Source organism: Pseudomonas sp. Tul2A7, assembly GCF_054790505.1.
On record NZ_CP186499.1, the window covers coordinates 4,473,288 to 4,490,009 of the forward strand.

At 59.4% G+C, this 16,722-nt stretch carries 11 protein-coding genes; 5 read left to right on the plus strand and 6 right to left on the minus strand.

Translation table 11 applies throughout. The annotated features are described in order from the left end of the window. Positions 1-8 precede the first annotated feature (8 nt). On the minus strand, positions 9-1,172 hold the full coding sequence (locus ACOYXJ_RS20165) for an isovaleryl-CoA dehydrogenase (protein ID WP_007917237.1): 1,164 nt from the start codon (positions 1,170-1,172) through the stop codon (positions 9-11). Between the two features lie 294 nt (positions 1,173-1,466). Between ACOYXJ_RS20165 and ACOYXJ_RS20170 the strand changes: the two genes are divergently transcribed. Beyond that, complete coding sequence (locus ACOYXJ_RS20170) at positions 1,467-3,164, plus strand: AMP-binding protein (protein WP_460371182.1); 1,698 nt, start codon at positions 1,467-1,469, stop codon at positions 3,162-3,164. A gap of 673 nt (positions 3,165-3,837) precedes the next feature. On the opposite strand, the gene ACOYXJ_RS20175 is transcribed toward ACOYXJ_RS20170, so the two are convergent. From ACOYXJ_RS20175 to ACOYXJ_RS20185, 3 genes are all read right to left on the minus strand, one after another. Then, positions 3,838-4,737 (minus strand): hydroxymethylglutaryl-CoA lyase, encoded by a 900-nt coding sequence (locus ACOYXJ_RS20175; protein ID WP_460371183.1) that lies wholly within the window; start codon positions 4,735-4,737, stop codon positions 3,838-3,840. A 145-nt stretch (positions 4,738-4,882) separates the two neighbouring features. Further along, positions 4,883-5,281 carry a MerR family transcriptional regulator gene (locus ACOYXJ_RS20180; protein WP_460371184.1) on the minus strand — a complete coding sequence of 133 codons (399 nt, stop codon included), beginning with the start codon at positions 5,279-5,281 and terminating at the stop codon, positions 4,883-4,885. Positions 5,282-5,477: 196 nt separating this feature from the next. Then, positions 5,478-6,407 (minus strand): LysR family transcriptional regulator, encoded by a 930-nt coding sequence (locus tag ACOYXJ_RS20185; RefSeq protein ID WP_016986544.1) that lies wholly within the window; start codon positions 6,405-6,407, stop codon positions 5,478-5,480. 157 nt (positions 6,408-6,564) lie between these two features. Between ACOYXJ_RS20185 and ACOYXJ_RS20190 the strand changes: the two genes are divergently transcribed. Beyond that, positions 6,565-7,794, plus strand: a complete 1,230-nt coding sequence (locus ACOYXJ_RS20190; RefSeq protein WP_460371185.1) for an acyl-CoA dehydrogenase — start codon at positions 6,565-6,567, stop codon at positions 7,792-7,794. Between the two features lie 119 nt (positions 7,795-7,913). Here the strand turns inward: ACOYXJ_RS20190 and ACOYXJ_RS20195 are convergent, their stop codons facing one another. Both ACOYXJ_RS20195 and xthA read right to left on the minus strand, forming a co-directional pair. Further along, positions 7,914-9,248 (minus strand): substrate-binding domain-containing protein, encoded by a 1,335-nt coding sequence (locus ACOYXJ_RS20195; protein WP_150793591.1) that lies wholly within the window; start codon positions 9,246-9,248, stop codon positions 7,914-7,916. 188 nt (positions 9,249-9,436) lie between these two features. After that, positions 9,437-10,249, minus strand: a complete 813-nt coding sequence (gene xthA / locus ACOYXJ_RS20200; protein WP_122607816.1) for an exodeoxyribonuclease III — start codon at positions 10,247-10,249, stop codon at positions 9,437-9,439. A 302-nt stretch (positions 10,250-10,551) separates the two neighbouring features. Between xthA and ACOYXJ_RS20205 the strand changes: the two genes are divergently transcribed. From ACOYXJ_RS20205 to ACOYXJ_RS20215, 3 genes are all read left to right on the plus strand, one after another. Then, entirely contained in the window at positions 10,552-11,202 is a 651-nt protein-coding gene (locus ACOYXJ_RS20205; protein WP_150793593.1) for a GNAT family N-acetyltransferase, read from the plus strand. 66 nt (positions 11,203-11,268) lie between these two features. Next, a complete protein-coding gene (locus ACOYXJ_RS20210; RefSeq protein ID WP_460371186.1) occupies positions 11,269-12,996 on the plus strand; it encodes an autotransporter assembly complex protein TamA in 1,728 nt (575 codons plus the stop codon). After that, positions 12,993-16,667, plus strand: a complete 3,675-nt coding sequence (locus tag ACOYXJ_RS20215) for a translocation/assembly module TamB domain-containing protein (RefSeq protein WP_460371187.1) — start codon at positions 12,993-12,995, stop codon at positions 16,665-16,667. Before ACOYXJ_RS20210 ends, ACOYXJ_RS20215 begins: the two co-directional genes overlap by 4 nt. Positions 16,668-16,722 lie beyond the last annotated feature (55 nt).

The window sequence follows — 16,722 nt, forward strand, 5'->3', positions numbered from 1 at the left end:
AGCTCCGTTTAGCGGGTTTCGTTGAACAGTTCGCGACCGATCAGCATGCGACGGATCTCACTGGTGCCGGCGCCGATTTCGTACAGCTTGGCGTCACGTAGCAAGCGACCCGCCGGGAATTCGTTGATGTAGCCGTTACCGCCAAGAATCTGGATCGCGTCGAGGGCCATTTGCGTGGCGCGCTCGGCGGTGTAGAGGATCACCCCGGCGGCGTCTTTACGGGTGGTTTCACCGCGTTCGCAGGCCTGGGCAACCGCATAGAGGTAGGCGCGACTGGCGTTGAGTTGGGTGTACATGTCGGCGACTTTGCCCTGGATCAGCTGGAATTCCCCGATGCTCTGGCCGAATTGTTTGCGGTCGTGGATGTACGGCACGATCAGGTCCATGCACGACTGCATGATCCCGGTCGGGCCACCGGACAGTACGACGCGCTCGTAATCGAGGCCGCTCATCAACACTTTGACGCCGCCGTTGAGCACGCCGAGGATGTTTTCTTCCGGCACTTCAACGTCATCGAAGAACAGTTCGCAGGTGTTGGAACCGCGCATGCCGAGCTTGTCGAACTTGTTGCTGCGGCTGAAGCCTTTCCAGTCGCGCTCGACGATGAATGCGGTAATGCCGTGTGGGCCTTTTTCCAGATCGGTCTTGGCGTAGATCACGTAGGTGTTGGCGTCAGGGCCGTTGGTGATCCAGGTTTTGCTGCCGTTGAGGACGAAGCGGTCGCCGCGTTTGTCGGCGCGCAGCTTCATCGAGACCACGTCGGAACCGGCGTTGGGCTCGCTCATCGCCAGTGCGCCAACGTGCTCGCCGCTGATCAGCTTCGGCAGGTATTTGGATTTCTGTTCGTGGTTGCCGTTGCGGTTGATCTGGTTGACGCAGAGGTTGGAATGCGCACCGTAGGACAACGCCACCGAGGCCGAGCCGCGGCTGATTTCTTCCATCGCCACCACGTGCGCGAGGTAACCCAGACCCGCGCCGCCGTACTCTTCCGGCACGGTGATGCCGAGCAGGCCCATGTCACCGAACTTGCGCCACATGTCGGCGGGGAACAGGTTGTCGCTGTCGATCTGCGCCGCGCGCGGGGCAATCTCCTTGGCGACAAAGGACTGAACCTGATCGCGCAGCATGTCGATGGTTTCACCGAGGGCGAAGTTCAGGGATGGATAGCTCATGGGTCACCTTTTGGCTTTTTTGTAGGGTGGGGAGAGCGCGCACTCGGCTCCCACCTTTACGTTAACGTAAGCCTGTGACGGATGGGTGTCAATCATCCTTTACGTTAACGTCAACTTGAGCGAGAGTAGGGGCAGTTCAAGATTGAAAGCTGATTGGTTTTTGTAGGAGTGAGCCTGCTCGCGATGGCGTTGTGTCAGTCGACGTAAATGTTGACTGATGGATCGAGATCGCGAGCAGGCTCACTCCTACAAGTGATCGTCGGCAACCCATAAATAAAGACAATAGGGGTCGTCATGGATCAACCCAGTGCAAACCCGCAGCGTAGCTACACCCGTGGCTCTCAGGACAAAGCCTTGCTGGCGATGACCATCGGGCAGAAGTTCGATCAAACGGTCGCGCAGTACCCTGACGGCGAGGCGCTTGTCGTCCGCCATCAGCAACTGCGTTATTCCTGGCGACAACTGGCCGACGCGGTGGACCTGCACGCCAGAGCGCTGCTCGCTCTGGGTTTGCAAGCGGGGGATCGCCTCGGTATCTGGGCGCCGAACTGCGCGCAGTGGTGCATCACTCAAGTCGCCACCGCAAAAATCGGCGTGATCCTGGTCAACATCAACCCGGCCTATCGCAGCTCCGAACTCGAATACGTGCTCAAACAATCCGGCTGCCAATGGCTGGTCTGCGCCGGGGCATTCAAGTCCTCCAACTACCACACCATGTTGCTGGGATTGGTGCCGGAACTGGCCGAGCAATCCATCGGCCAATTGCGCAGCGAACGTCTGCCAGAACTGCGTGGAATGATCAGCCTCGACCCGCAGCCACCGTCAGGTTTCCTGCCGTGGTCGCAATTGGCCGATATGGCAGCCAGTGTCTCTAAAGAGCAACTACACGAACGCAGCAACAGCCTGCACTTTGATCAGCCGGTGAACATCCAGTACACCTCCGGCACCACCGGTTTCCCCAAAGGCGCGACCCTCAGCCACTACAACATTCTCAACAACGGTTACATGGTCGGCGATAGCATTGGTCTGACCCCGCACGACCGCCTGGTGATCCCGGTGCCGCTGTACCACTGCTTCGGCATGGTCATGGGCAACCTCGGCTGCATCACCCACGGCAGCACGATGATTTACCCCAACGATGCCTTCGATCCTTTACTGACCCTGCAAACCGTCGCCGAAGAAAAAGCCACCGGCCTCTACGGTGTCCCGACCATGTTCATCGCCATGCTCGATCAGCCGCAACGCGCCGAGTTCGATCTGTCGAGCCTGCGCACCGGGATCATGGCTGGCGCGACGTGCCCGATCGAGGTAATGCGCCGGGTCATCAGCGAGATGCACATGAGCGAAGTGCAGATCGCCTATGGCATGACCGAAACCAGCCCGGTGTCGCTGCAAACCGGCCCGAACGACGAGCTGGAATTGCGCGTGACCACCGTCGGCCGCACCCAGCCACAGCTGGAAAGCAAGATCATCGACGAAGCCGGCAACCTCGTGCCGCGCGGCACCATCGGCGAACTGTGCACCCGTGGCTACAGCGTGATGCTCGGCTACTGGAGCAATCCGCAGGCCACCGCTGAAGCCATCGATGAGGCCGGCTGGATGCACACCGGCGACCTGGCGAGCATGAACGAGGAGGGTTACGTCAACATTGCCGGGCGTAACAAGGACATGATCATCCGTGGCGGCGAGAACGTTTATCCGCGTGAGCTGGAAGAGTTTTTCTTCACCCATCCGGCGGTGGCGGACGTGCAGGTGATCGGCATTCCGTGCTCGCGTTACGGTGAGGAGATTGTTGCCTGGATCAAATTTCATCCCGGCCACAGCGCTTCGGAGTTGGAACTGCAAACCTGGTGCAAGGAGCGCATCGCGCACTTCAAGACGCCACGGCACTTCAAGTTCGTCGAAGAGTTTCCGATGACGGTGACGGGCAAGATTCAGAAATTCAGAATGCGTGAAATAACCATCGAGGAGCTGCGCGAAAAGCAGGCCTGACACAAACCCAACCCCCTGTAGGAGTGAGCCTGCTCGCGATAGCGTCGTGTCAGTCGATGAAAATATTGAATGGTATACCGCTATCGCGAGCAGGCTCACTCCTACAGGGGATCGGTGTTGGAAAGAGGAATCACAGAAAGCACAAAGGGGAGCCGAGGCTCCCCTTTAATTTTGTCGTCGCGTGCTCTTTTTTATTATTGAGGGTCGGTCTGTTGTTGTTTTTGGCAACCGTGGCCCTTTACCGCTGTTTTTGGCGACCCCCATCCGGGGTCAAGAGCAAACGTATTTTTTTGAGCGCTGATCTACTTTCTCGCTAAGCGATCCAACCGATTCGGGAGCTACCTGAAGGTAGTTTTATTGTTCTCTGCCCGGTTGCGGGTCACTCCTGAGAGCACCCTGAAAAGTACACCTTCTCCAAAAAAATCTGTTAGCTGCGTCTCTGCCGTGTTGTTTTTGTTATGTCAGAGTCGGTACGTCTTGTTTTTATTGGTTTGCCGCTTTTTATTCTTGTTATGCCATAGAGATAGCAGAAGCCGTGCCAACTTTTAAAATCCTTTGTAAATCAATAGCTTGAGAATTTCGGTGTTTTTTCACTCCGACGAAACCAGACAATTTGTTTCCGTGTTACTCGCTTCAACCCACATTCCGGACACAGCGGTAACACCTTGTCCCCTCACTGTGCGCTGCGAGCCTTGGCCACGCGCGAACCGCTCGGGCGGCCGAGCACCGCGCTGATCTGTTGACCCGCAGCAATCAAGGCGTCCAGGTCGAGTCCGGTCTTGATGCCGAGGCCGTTGAGCAGGTACACCACATCTTCGGTAGCAACGTTACCGCTCGCGCCTTTGGCGTACGGGCAGCCGCCGAGGCCCGCGATAGAGCTGTCGAACACCGAAATGCCTTCGAGCAGGCTGGCGTAGATGTTGGCCATGGCCTGACCGTAGGTGTCGTGGAAATGCCCGGCGAGCTTGTCCCGTGGCACTTGCGCTGAAACCACGTCGAACAGGCGCCGAGTCGCGCCAGCGGTGCCGGTGCCAATGGTGTCGCCCAGCGATACTTCGTAGCAGCCCATCGCATACAACTCGCGCGCGACCATCGCCACTTGTTCCGGCGCGACCGTGCCTTCGTACGGGCAACCGAGCACACAGGACACGTAACCGCGCACGGTAACGCCGTGCTGTTTCGCCGCTTCCATGATCGGCGCAAAGCGCGCCAGGCTTTCGCTGATCGAACAATTGATGTTGCGCTGCGAGAAGGCTTCGGAGGCAGCGGCGAACACCGCGACTTCCTTGACCCCGGCGGCTATGGCGTCTTCGAAGCCGCGCAGGTTCGGCGCCAGTGCACCGTAGGTCACGCCGGGCTTACGTTGAATCTGCGCGAACACCTCGGCAGAACCGGCCATTTGCGGTACCCATTTCGGCGAAACGAAACTGCCGACTTCTATATAGCCAAGGCCGGCGGCGCTGAGAGCATCGACCAGTTGCACCTTGTCGGCAACGCTGATCGGTTGGGCTTCGTTCTGCAGGCCATCGCGCGGGCCGACTTCGATCAGGCGTACTTGGGAGGGGAGGGACATGGCGGTTGACCTGCTCTTTTGAATTCGTGGAGAACCCTTGTAGGAGTGAGCCTGCTCGCGATAGCGGTGTGTCAGATAATATTTGTTCGACTGATACACCGCTATCGCGAGCAGGCTCACTCCTACAGGCGATTTGTGTTGTTTGTCAGATCGCCTGCTGGCTCTTGAGCGTCTGCTCCAGCGCCTGCACGCAGCGCTCTTCAGCAGTATCGAGTTCCAGTTTCATCTGTTCGATATCCAGCAACTGCTGCTCCAGCTGCTCGCGGCGCTCAGTGATTTTCGTCAGCATGCTGTTGAGCTGTTTGGTGTTACCGCTGGACGGGTCGTAAAGCTCGATCAGTTCGCGGCACTCGGCCAGAGAGAAACCAATGCGCTTTCCGCGCAGGATCAGCTTCAGGCTGACCTTGTCGCGCGGCGAATAGATGCGTTCCTGGCCACGGCGCTCAGGGCTGAGCAGGCCTTGCTCTTCATAAAAGCGGATCGCCCGGGTGGTGATGTCCAGCTCGCGGGCGAGGTCGGAGATGCTGTAAGTCTGGCTGCTCATGGAAGCGCTCGGAAAAAGGTCTTGGCGCTAAGCTAATGGCAGGTTGACGTTTACGTCAAGCAGGATGATCTGTGGTGTTCATGCTGGCCTCATCGCGAGCAGGCTCACTCCTACAGTTGACCGTGTTTCATCTGAAGAAATGCAACCAATTGTAGGAGTGAGCCTGCTCGCGATGGCAGCGCCGCGGTTCAAAGCCCTACACCTTATCGAGCTTCTTCTCCTGCGCCGTCACCTGCTGGCACAACTCGATCATCTGCTCGCGCATCCAGCGATTCGCCGGATCCTGATCGGTGCTTTCATGCCAGTACAAATGCGTCTCCACCGGCGGCACATCATTCACCGGCAGATTGAACGCCTGCAATTCATGCCGACGGGCAAAACGTTCCGGTACGGTCATGACCATGTCGGTCTGCTGCATCACTTGCGAGGCCATCAAATAGTGCTGTGAACGCAGGGCAATCTTGCGCTGAATGCCCATTTTGCCCAGCGCCAGATCGACATACCCCAGGCCACTGCGGCGGCTGGAAATGTGGATATGCGTCAGCGACAAGTAATCATCCAGGGAGAGTTTTTCCTTGCCCGCCATCGGATGCCCCTTGCGCATCGCACACACGTAACGGTCTTCCATCAGCTTGACGTGGCGCACCTGCGGGTCGGTGTTGAGCGGCGCATCCACGGCAAAATCCAAGCGTCCGGCCGCGAGTTCCTTGGTGGTCTCGCGGCGTTTGGACAGGAAACTTTCGATGATCACGGTCGGCGCCAAGCGGCGCAGGCGCTGAAACAGCGGCGGCAGAATCACCGCTTCGGTGAGGTCGGTCATGCTGATGCGGTAGGTCTTGACCGCTTGTGCCGGGTTGAAAATGCGGCTTTCCTGAACCGACACACGCAGCAGTGACAGCGCGTTGCGCACCGGGCCGATGATGTTCTGCGCCATCGGCGTCGGCACCATGCCCTGAGCCGTGCGCACGAACAGCGGATCGTTGAAGGTTTCGCGCAACCGCGCCAAGGCGTTGGATACCGCCGGCTGCGTGATGCCGACAATCTGCCCGGCGCGGGTCAGGTTGGCTTCGGTATAGATCGCGTCGAAGACGATGAAAAGGTTGAGGTCGACCTTGCTCAGATTCATAACGCGGTTTCTCTTGTTTTTAAGGGCTGACGATCACTGGATCATATATCGGTGATGAATGTTTATACACGCCGAGAATAGGCTAGGTAAATTATCAGCGCTGTTCTAGCATCGATTGCATGACTTGAACAACCTCTGCCCAAGAAGGTAATTGATCATGGATTTCGCTTATTCGCCCAAGGTGCAAGAACTGCGTGAGCGCGTGACCGCGTTCATGGACACTTACGTTTATCCGGCTGAGGCGGTGTTCGAACGCCAGGTTGCCCAAGGCGATCGCTGGCAGCCGACGGCGATCATGGAGGAGCTAAAAGCCAAGGCCAAGTCCGAAGGTTTGTGGAACCTGTTCCTGCCGGAGTCGGAACTCGGTGCCGGCCTGACCAACCTCGAATACGCGCCGCTCGCGGAAATCATGGGTCGCTCGCTGCTCGGGCCGGAGCCGTTCAACTGCTCGGCGCCAGACACCGGCAACATGGAAGTGCTGGTTCGCTATGCCAACGAAGAACAGAAACAACGCTGGCTCGAACCGTTGCTACGCGGCGAGATTCGCTCGGCGTTCGCCATGACCGAACCGGACGTGGCTTCGTCTGACGCGACCAACATGGCCGCCCGCGCCGTGCGTGATGGTGACGAGTGGGTGATCAACGGCAAAAAATGGTGGACGTCCGGCGCCTGTGATCCGCGCTGCAAGATCCTGATCTTCATGGGTCTGAGCAATCCCGATGCACCGCGCCACGCCCAGCATTCGATGATCCTCGTGCCGGTCGACACACCCGGGGTGAAAATCGTCCGTCCGCTGCCGGTATTCGGTTACGACGACGCACCACACGGCCACGCCGAAGTACTGTTCGACAACGTACGTGTGCCGTATGAAAACGTCCTGTTGGGTGAAGGCCGCGGCTTTGAAATTGCGCAAGGTCGTCTCGGCCCAGGCCGCATTCACCACTGCATGCGCTCGATCGGCATGGCCGAGCGTGCACTGGAGTTGATGTGCAAACGTGCGGTGAGCCGCACGGCGTTCGGCAAACCGCTGGCACGGCTGGGCGGTAACGTCGACAAGATCGCCGACTCGCGGATGGAAATCGACATGGCGCGCCTGTTGACCCTGAAAGCGGCGTACATGATGGACACCGTCGGCAATAAAGTGGCGAAAAGCGAGATCGCGCAGATCAAAGTGGTTGCGCCGAACGTCGCGCTGCGGGTGATCGACCGGGCGATCCAGATGCATGGCGGGGCCGGGGTGTCGAACGATTTCCCGCTGGCCTACATGTACGCCATGCAACGTACTTTGCGCCTGGCCGACGGTCCCGACGAAGTGCACCGCGCGGCGATCGGCAAGTTCGAGATCGGCAAGTATGTGCCGAAGGAAATGCTGCGTAGCGAGCGCTGATCCACCTGATCGTTCCCACGCTCTGCGTGGGAATGCATCCCGTGACGCTCCGCGTCACAGTGGACGCGGAGCGTCCATGGCGGCGTTACCACGCAGAGCGTGGGAACGATCGGGTAGGGCTAATACACCCAAACCTCAACCCGCCGATTCTTGATCCTCCCCTCATCCGCATTGTTCGCCGCCACCGGCATCAACGCGCCAAAGCCACGAACCTCACGCAACACCACGCCGTTCTTCACCAATTCTCGCCGCACCGCCATCGCCCGCAGCTTCGACAGCAGGTCCGCCCGCGCAGGGTCGTCCTTGGCATCACCAAACCCAACCAATGTCACCGCGCGCTCGGTCTTGTCGTGGCGCTTTATATAGTCGAACACCCGCGCCAGATCCTGATGCGCCTTGTTATCGAGATTCGCGCTGCCTTCCTCGAAACGGAAATTCACCGTCAGACGCTGGGCGTGACGGCTGAGGGATTGATAACCCTCGGGCATCAGCGCATTCGGTGCCACCGTCATGGCGTGCACGGTCTGGCTGATGAAGCCGTTGGCCGCAACAATCGCCTGGCCCTGACGACTTTGCGCAAACTCCACCAACGCCTGCGCCCAAGGATTGTTGCTGTCGGGCGGCAGGTAGAAGAACAATCGCCGGGACAGCGGATAGTCTTCGGTGGCGATCAGGCTGTTCAGCGGCAGCATCGACTGCGATGCGCCATCAGCAATCGATACGGCTTTGGCTTGGCGCACGTAAGGCAAACCGATGAAGCCGATACCTTGCGGGTCCGTACTGACGGCGTCGGACAATTGTTCGCTGGACTCAAACCTTTTCGCCGCGTTGCTCAGACTTTTCCCACGACGACTCAGGACTAACTCCTTAAACGTGTCGTAGGTTCCGGACTGATCATCGCGCGCATATAAATGGATAGCGCCGCCACGTCCGCCGAGGTCTTCCCAGGTTTTCACCTCACCGGCGAAGATCCGCGCCAGTTGCTCGGTGTCGAGTTGTTGCAGTGGATTGTCGGGATGCAAAATGATCGCCAGGCCATCGATGGCGATGACTTGCTCGGCGGCGGCGCTTTTCAGATCGCCCAGTGATTGCAGGGCCTGCAATTCACTGTCCTTGATTTCGCGGGAGGAGGCGGCAAGGTCGGCGCTGGCATTTTTCAACGCGGTGAAACCGGTGCTGGAACCGTGGGCGGCGACTTCAACGATCACGCGTTTGCCTTGAGCGGTCTGGCCGACGATGCGCAACTCGTTGGTGGTGTCCGGGGTTTCGCGGTGGATTTTCAGCAAGCCCTGTTCTTGCAGCAGACCTTCGACCAGAGCCGGTCCAAGTTCGGCACCGATGGTGTTGGAGCCTTGAATGCGCAGCGCGGGGCCGTTTTCAGGAAGGGGCAGGGCGGCGGCAGAAACCGTCAGCCACGCACTCAAGAGAAAAACGCACAGAACACGCAGGGTCATGCCGGCACCGAATCAAGCCAAGGGGATTGCCGGGGAGATTAAGTCAGGTGCATGACCGAAAGATGACAGCGATCCCCTGTAGGAGTGAGCCTGCTCGCGATAGCGGTGGATCAATCAACTTAGATATTGACTGATCCACCGCTATCGCGAGCAGGCTCACTCCTACAGGTATTGCGTAAGGCTTTAGATCAGGCCAGTTCAAGCCAGATCGGCGCATGATCGGACGGCTTTTCCATCCCGCGCAATTCATAGTCGACACCCGCTGCCTTCACCCGCGGCAACAAACCATGGGACGCCAGAATCACGTCAATGCGCAGGCCACGCTTCGGCTCATCTTCAAAGCCACGGCTGCGGTAATCGAACCAGCTGAACATGTCGGTCACGTCCGGGTTCAGGTGACGATAGCTGTCAGTCAAACCCCAATTTTTCAGGCGTGCCATCCACTCGCGCTCTTCCGGCAGGAAGCTGCATTTGCCGGTTTTCAGCCAGCGCTTCATGTTGTCCGGGCCGATGCCGATGTCGCAGTCTTCCGGGGAAATGTTCACATCGCCCATCACCACCAGCGGCTGTTCATTGTGGAACTGGCTTTCCAGTAGCGCTTGCAGATCGCTGTAGAAACGCTGCTTGGCGGGGAATTTGGTCGGGTGGTCGCGGCTTTCACCCTGAGGGAAATAGCCGTTCATGATGGTCACCGGCACGCCATTGGCGTCGGCGAAGGTGCCCCAGATAAAGCGGCGCTGGGCGTCTTCTTCATCGGTGGCGAAACCTTTGTGGATCGCAATCGGTTCCTGACGCGAGAGCATCGCCACGCCGTAATGGCCTTTCTGGCCGTGGAAGTACACGTGATAGCCGAGGGCGCGGACTTCTTCCAGAGGGAACTGATCGTCGTGGACCTTGGTTTCCTGCAGGCCGATAACATCCGGCTGGTGTTTTTCGATCAGCGCTGCCAGCTGATGCGGACGGGCGCGCAGTCCGTTGATGTTGAAGGAAACGATCTTCATGGTCGGCAGTCCTGGCAAAAGGGCGATGCTAGCTGACATGTGGGATGGGGGCCAGTGTGGGGTAGGGGAAATCGTCTTTGCCTGCCAGATAGATGTTGTCAGGGCCGGCGTCATCGCGAGCAGGCTCACTCCTACAATTGGAATGCGTACCCCTGTAGGAGTGAGCCTGCTCGCGATTGACGGCCGCCTGGTCGATGAAGATCCCGACTTGGTCTATACCTGTGGGGAACCACGCCACCCGTAAAAGGTTCGTACCAACAAGAGCGCCGCCATTTGCACGCGCCCCGGGGAGAATCACCGTCATGCCTGAAACCCAGACCGCCATCGCCGACATTCATATGCTCGACCGTGGCTACTCCCGCGAAGCTCGATCGCTGCTCTATCAGGCTTATCGCCATGAGCCGACCTTCGCTTACCTGTTCGAAGCCGAGCGCCCCGGCTACGAACAGCGCGTGCGGGCGACGGTGCGAGAACTGGTCAAACAACACTTTCTGCAGGATCTGCCGGCCATCGGCCTGCTGGTCAACGATCGCCTGATCGGCATCGCCCTGATCGCGCCGCCGCAACGCCGTTTGGGCATCACCGAAAGCTGGGCGTGGCGTTTGCGCATGGTGCTCAGCACCGGATTCCGCTGCACCCGGCGCTACCTTGAATACCACGATGCCGTTGCCGCCTGCGTGCCCAGTGATTCCGTGCACATGCTGCCGCTGCTGGGCATTCACCCGCAGTTCCAGGGCAAACATTTCGGCGAGCAATTGCTGAGCGCCGTGCACAACTGGTGCGCGGTCGATGAAACCTCGCAAGGCGTGGTGCTCGACACTGGCAACCCGCGCTATCTGGAATTCTATAAAAGGCAGGGTTACCAAGAGATCGGCGAAGTTGCCGTCGGCCCGGTGCGTGAACACGTATTTTTCCACGCCAATCCGCAGGTGTTACAAACTGCAACAGCATAACAATCGAACTTCTCGGGAAATTTCCTGTTCTATCACGCTCCCAAGCCCGTGATAGCATCCGCGCCTATGAAGTTTCCAGGAAGATTTACCAGTGGCGTGCTCGTGCTGTTAACCAGCTGCGCGGCGCTGGCGCAAAGCGAATTGGATGTGCGGATCAAACCGTCCAACGATGAACTCAAGGCCAATATAGAAGGCTATATCGGCAGCCTCGGCGATCGCGACGAAGAAGCCCTGCAGCGCTTCAGTCGCGGTGCCGAAGAGCAGGCGCGCAAAGCCGCGCAGGCGTTGGGCTACTACCAGCCGCAGATTGAAAGTGACGTCAAGGGCGGCGACAAACCGCGCCTGGTGTTGAACATCGATCCCGGCGAGCCGATTCACCTGCGTAACGTGACCATCCGTGTCGACGGCCCGGCGGCCTCCCTCAAATCCTTTCGAGTCCCGAAAAGCGACGCGCTCAAGTCCGGCGCGGTGCTTAACCATGGGCGTTATGAAGACGCGAAAAGACTTATTCAGAATCAGGCCTCGCGTTTCGGTTTTTTCAGTGGCCATTTCACCCGTCAAAAACTCATGGTCGACCCGCGCGCCGGGGTGGCCGACATCGAACTGATCTACGAAAGCGGCCCGCGTTATGCGCTGGGCAAAGTCAAATTCGAAGGCGACACGCCGTTCGACGAAGACCTGCTGCAACGCATGGTGCCGTTCAAGGAGGGCGAGCCGTACGACTCCGAGCTGATCGCCGAACTCAATCGCGACCTGCAATCGAGCGGCTATTTCGAAGGCGTGCGCGTCGATGCCGCACCGACGACAGCGAAAAATGACGTGATCCCGGTCGACGTCAAACTCGACACACGCAAGCCGCGCACCATGGGCCTGGGCCTCGGTTACTCGACCGACGTCGGCCCGCGCATCAAAGCCAACTGGACACGCCACTGGGTCAACCCGCAAGGCGACAGTTATGGCTGGGAAGCCGAGCTGTCGGCGCCACGGCAAAACGTCGGGCTGTTCTACGACATCCCGCTCGACCCGCCGCTGACCGACAAATTGCGTTGGGCCGGCGGTTATCAGTTCGAAGACATCGACGGTTCCGACACGCTCAGCAAACTGCTGACTTTCGGCCCGGAATGGCACAGCAAATTACCGAGCGGCTGGCAGCGGGTGATCTCGCTGAAATGGCAGCGTGAAGAATATGAACTAGGCGACGACTCCGGCCTGAGTACCTTGTTGATGCCAGGTATCAGCTATTCCTACCTGAAAAGCGACAACCGCATCGACCCACACAACGGCTATCGCCTGAGCTTCGAAAGCAAAGTGGCGAAGGAAGGCCTGGGTTCCGACAACAACCTTTTATATGGCACCGCGCTGGTCAAAGGCCTGACCACGGTGTTCGACAAGCACCGCTTTCTCGGTCGCGTGCAGGTCGGCGGCAGCGCGACCAACGGCTACAACTCGATTCCGCCATCGTTGCGCTTCTTTGCCGGTGGCGATCAGAGCGTGCGCGGTTACGACTACCAGAGTCTGTCGCCGAAAAACTCCGATGGCGATCGGATCGGTGGCCGCTACATGGTCGCCGGCAGCGTCGAGTATCAATACTCGATCGCCGAGAAATGGCGCGTGGCGACCTTCGTCGACCAGGGCAACTCTTTCAACAAACTCGAACTGCCGAACCTCAAGACCGGGGTCGGTATTGGTGTGCGCTGGGTCTCGCCGGTGGGGCCGATCCGCCTCGATCTGGCCCACGCACTCGACGACGATGGCGGCATCCGGCTGCACTTTTCCATGGGGCCTGAGCTGTGAAGCGTGGTTTGAAAATTACGGCGCTGGCGTTGTTGGCGCTGCTGTTGTTGATTGTATTGAGCATCACCGCCGTACTCGGCACGGCGGCTGGCAGCCGCTGGGTGCTGGGCCTCGTGCCGGGTCTGACAGTGGAGAATTTCCAGGGTCGTCTCGGCGGGCAGTGGAGCGCCGATCATCTGCTGTGGCAGCAGGACAGCAGCCGCGTCGAACTGGACAAGGCAATCTTCGCCTGGTCACCGCTGTGCTTGACGCGCATGACCCTGTGCATCGAACAGCTCAAGGCCGATCAGGTCATTTTGCAATTCCCGCCGAGCGAAGAAACCACCGAGAGCGGCCCGATCAAACTGCCGGATCTGCAATTGCCGGTGGCCATCGAACTGGGCGACGTGCAGGTTGGCAGTCTGCTGTTCAACGGCAGCGAACAGCTCAAGGGCTTGCAACTGGCGGCGCACTGGACCGCGCAAGGCATGCAGATCGACAGCGTGAAGTTGCAGCGCGACGACCTCAGCCTGAACCTGTCCGGAACACTCACGCCGACCGGCAACTGGCCGCTGAACATCGCCGGTGACCTGACCTTGCCATCTCCCGGCACGGGGCCGTGGACACTGGCGTTGAAGATCGACGGCGATCTGTTGAAAACCCTCAACCTGCACGCCGACAGCCGGGGTTACCTCGACGGCCAGTTGAGCGGTGAATTGCAACCGCTGGCGGAAAACCTGCCGGCCAAAGTGCGCATCACCAGCGACGCGTTCAAACCGAGCGCCGACCTGCCGGACACCCTGCAACTCAATCAATTGCTGTTGACCGGCGAAGGCGACTTGAAAAATGGCTACCAGCTCAACGGCAACGCCACGCTGCCCGCCGATAAAGGCCCGGTGGCGCTGCTGCTCCAAGGCAAAGTCGACGCCAGCGGCGCGCAGATTGCCGGCCTCGACCTGACGGCCAACGATAAACAAAGCCTGAAACTCACCGGCAGTGTTGACTGGAGCAAAGGCCTCAGCGCCCAAGCCAACATCAACTGGCAGGATTTCCCGTGGCATCGTCTCTATAACGAAATCGACGAGCCACAAGTCGCCTTGCGTACGTTTACTGGCGAAGTCTCCTACACCGACGGCCAATACCTCGGCAACTTCGCCGCCGCAATGGATGGCCCGGCGGGTGCGTTTACCCTGAGCAGTCCGTTCAGCGGCAGCCTTAAACAGATCGCTTTGCCGCAGTTGAAAATGGAAGCCGGGCAGGGCAAAGCGGAAGGTCACGTCAATGTGCAGTTCGCCGATGGCATCGCCTGGGACACTGCGCTGGAACTGTCGGCGCTGAATCCGGCTTTCTGGGTCGCCGAGTTGCCGGGCACGTTAGCTGGACCGCTGAAAAGCCAAGGCGAAATGAAGAACGAGCGCCTGAGTCTCACCGCCGACCTCGACTTGAAAGGCAAACTGCGCGGGCAACCGGCGATCCTCCAGGCCAAGGCTGATGGCGCTGGCGAACAGTGGAATCTGAATGCCCTGCAAATCCGCCTCGGCGACAACAGCATCAACGGCAAGGGCAGCCTGCAACAGAAACTCACCGGGCAGATCGATATCAAGCTGTCGCGTCTGGCCCAGCTCTGGCCGCAACTGCGCGGGCAGGTCAACGGGCAGGTCAATGTCGCCGGCACGTTGAAAGCACCGCAGGGCAAACTCGACCTGCAAGGTTCGCAACTGGCCTTCCAGGACAATCGCCTGCAAAGCCTCAACCTCGACGCCACCCTCGACAGCGCGCAACGGGCGAAGATCGATCTGAAAGGCGCGGGCATTCAGGCCGGCGACACCGCGTTGGGCACGCTGACCGCCAGCGCTCAGGGCGATATCAAAAAGCAGAAACTCGACCTCGACCTGATCGGGCCGAAGCTGAAACTGGCCCTCGGTCTGGACGGCAATCTGGACAAGGGCAACTGGCGCGGCCGTTTGGCCAGTGGTGACATTCAGGCCGGCGGCCAGGACTGGAAACTGCAAAGCCCGGCCAGACTCGAACGTCTGGCTGACGGCAAAATCAACTTCGGCGCGCATTGCTGGATGTCCGGCAATGCCAGCCTGTGCGGTGAAGATCAGCGGCTGATGCCGGAGCCGAAACTGCGCTATCACCTCAAGCAATTCCCGATCGAAAGTCTGGCGCAATGGTTGCCGAAAGACTTCGCCTGGCAAGGCAAACTCAATGCCGATCTGCAACTGGATCTGCCGGCCAGCGGCCCGAACGGCGTGGTCAGCATCGACGCCAGCGGCGGCACCTTGCGCATGAAGGACAAGGATCAGTGGCTGGACTTCCCGTACCAGACCCTGAAACTCACCAGCAAACTGACGCCGAAACGCGTCGACACCGAACTGAATTTCGTCGGCGGCAAACTCGGCGAGTTGCTGGTGCAGGCACAGCTCAATCCACTGCCGAAAAACAAACCGCTGAGCGGCTCGTTCCGCCTCAGCGGGCTGGACCTGTCGGTGGCGCGGCCGTTTGTGCCGATGGTTGAAAAACTCACCGGGCGCCTGAATGGCAGCGGGACGATTTCCGGCGGGCTGCTCGCGCCTTTGGTCAACGGCACCGTGCAACTCAGCGACGGCGAAGTGTCCGGCGCCGAGTTGCCGATGGAGCTGCAGAACCTGCAACTCACCGCCGTAATTGCCGGCGAATCGGTACGCCTCGATGGCGGCTGGAAAAGCGGCAAGAGCGGGCAGGGCAGCCTGACCGGTAACGTCGCTTGGGGTCAGGCGCTGGTGGTCGATCTGGCGTTGAAAGGCACGCAGTTGCCGGTCACCGTCGAGCCGTATGCCAAGCTGGAAATGGCGCCGGACCTGAAGATTTCCATGGCCGGCGACGAGCTGAAAATCGCTGGCAAAGTGCAGGTGCCCAAAGGCGAAATCACCGTGCGTGAATTGCCGCCATCAACGGTAAAAGTCTCCGATGACACAATCATTGTTGGTGCGCAGACCGAAGAGGGTAAACCACCGCTGGCGATGAAAATGGACATCGACGTGGTGGTTGGCGAAGACAAACTGGCCTTCGCCGGTTTTGGCCTGACCGCCAACGTACAAGGCCATGTGCACATCGGCGACAACATGGATACCCGTGGCGAACTGTGGCTCAACGACGGCCGCTACAGTGCCTACGGCCAGCGCCTGCAAGTGCGCCGTGCACGTCTGTTGTTCGCCGGCCCCCTCGATCAGCCCTATCTGGACATCGAAGCGATCCGCCAGACCGACGACGTGATCGCCGGTATTCGCCTGAGCGGCAGCGCCGAGCAGCCGACCACGCAGATCTTCTCCGAGCCGGCGATGAGCCAGGAGCAGGCGCTTTCCTATCTGGTCCTCGGTCGACCGCTGAGCACCAACGGCGAAGACAACAACATGCTCGCGCAAGCGGCGTTGGGTCTGGGCTTGATGGGCAGTTCCGGGGTCACCAGCAGTCTGGCCAAGGACTTGGGTATTCAGGATTTCCAGCTCGACACGGCGGGCAGCGGCGATGCCACCAGCGTGGTGGCCAGCGGCAATATTACCGAGAAGCTCAGTTTGCGTTATGGCGTGGGCGTGTTTGAACCGGCCAGCACCATTGCGCTGCGTTACAAGCTGAGCAAGAAGGTCTATGTCGAGGCTGCAAGTGGTGTGGCGAGTTCGCTGGATATCTTCTACAAGCGGGATTTCTAGATCGCACGTTTTCCTGAACCGAGTCGTTCCAATCGCGAGCAGGCGAAGGCCTACA

Coding starts and splice junctions, on each gene's coding strand:
- ACOYXJ_RS20210 (WP_460371186.1), top strand. CDS start 11,269: ATGAAGTTTCCAGGAAGATTTACCAGTGGCGTGCTCGTGCTGTTAACC.
- ACOYXJ_RS20165 (WP_007917237.1), bottom strand. CDS start 1,172: ATGAGCTATCCATCCCTGAACTTCGCCCTCGGTGAAACCATCGACATG.
- ACOYXJ_RS20205 (WP_150793593.1), top strand. CDS start 10,552: ATGCCTGAAACCCAGACCGCCATCGCCGACATTCATATGCTCGACCGT.
- ACOYXJ_RS20195 (WP_150793591.1), bottom strand. CDS start 9,248: ATGACCCTGCGTGTTCTGTGCGTTTTTCTCTTGAGTGCGTGGCTGACG.
- xthA (WP_122607816.1), bottom strand. CDS start 10,249: ATGAAGATCGTTTCCTTCAACATCAACGGACTGCGCGCCCGTCCGCAT.
- ACOYXJ_RS20175 (WP_460371183.1), bottom strand. CDS start 4,737: ATGTCCCTCCCCTCCCAAGTACGCCTGATCGAAGTCGGCCCGCGCGAT.
- ACOYXJ_RS20190 (WP_460371185.1), top strand. CDS start 6,565: ATGGATTTCGCTTATTCGCCCAAGGTGCAAGAACTGCGTGAGCGCGTG.
- ACOYXJ_RS20170 (WP_460371182.1), top strand. CDS start 1,467: ATGGATCAACCCAGTGCAAACCCGCAGCGTAGCTACACCCGTGGCTCT.
- ACOYXJ_RS20180 (WP_460371184.1), bottom strand. CDS start 5,281: ATGAGCAGCCAGACTTACAGCATCTCCGACCTCGCCCGCGAGCTGGAC.
- ACOYXJ_RS20185 (WP_016986544.1), bottom strand. CDS start 6,407: ATGAATCTGAGCAAGGTCGACCTCAACCTTTTCATCGTCTTCGACGCG.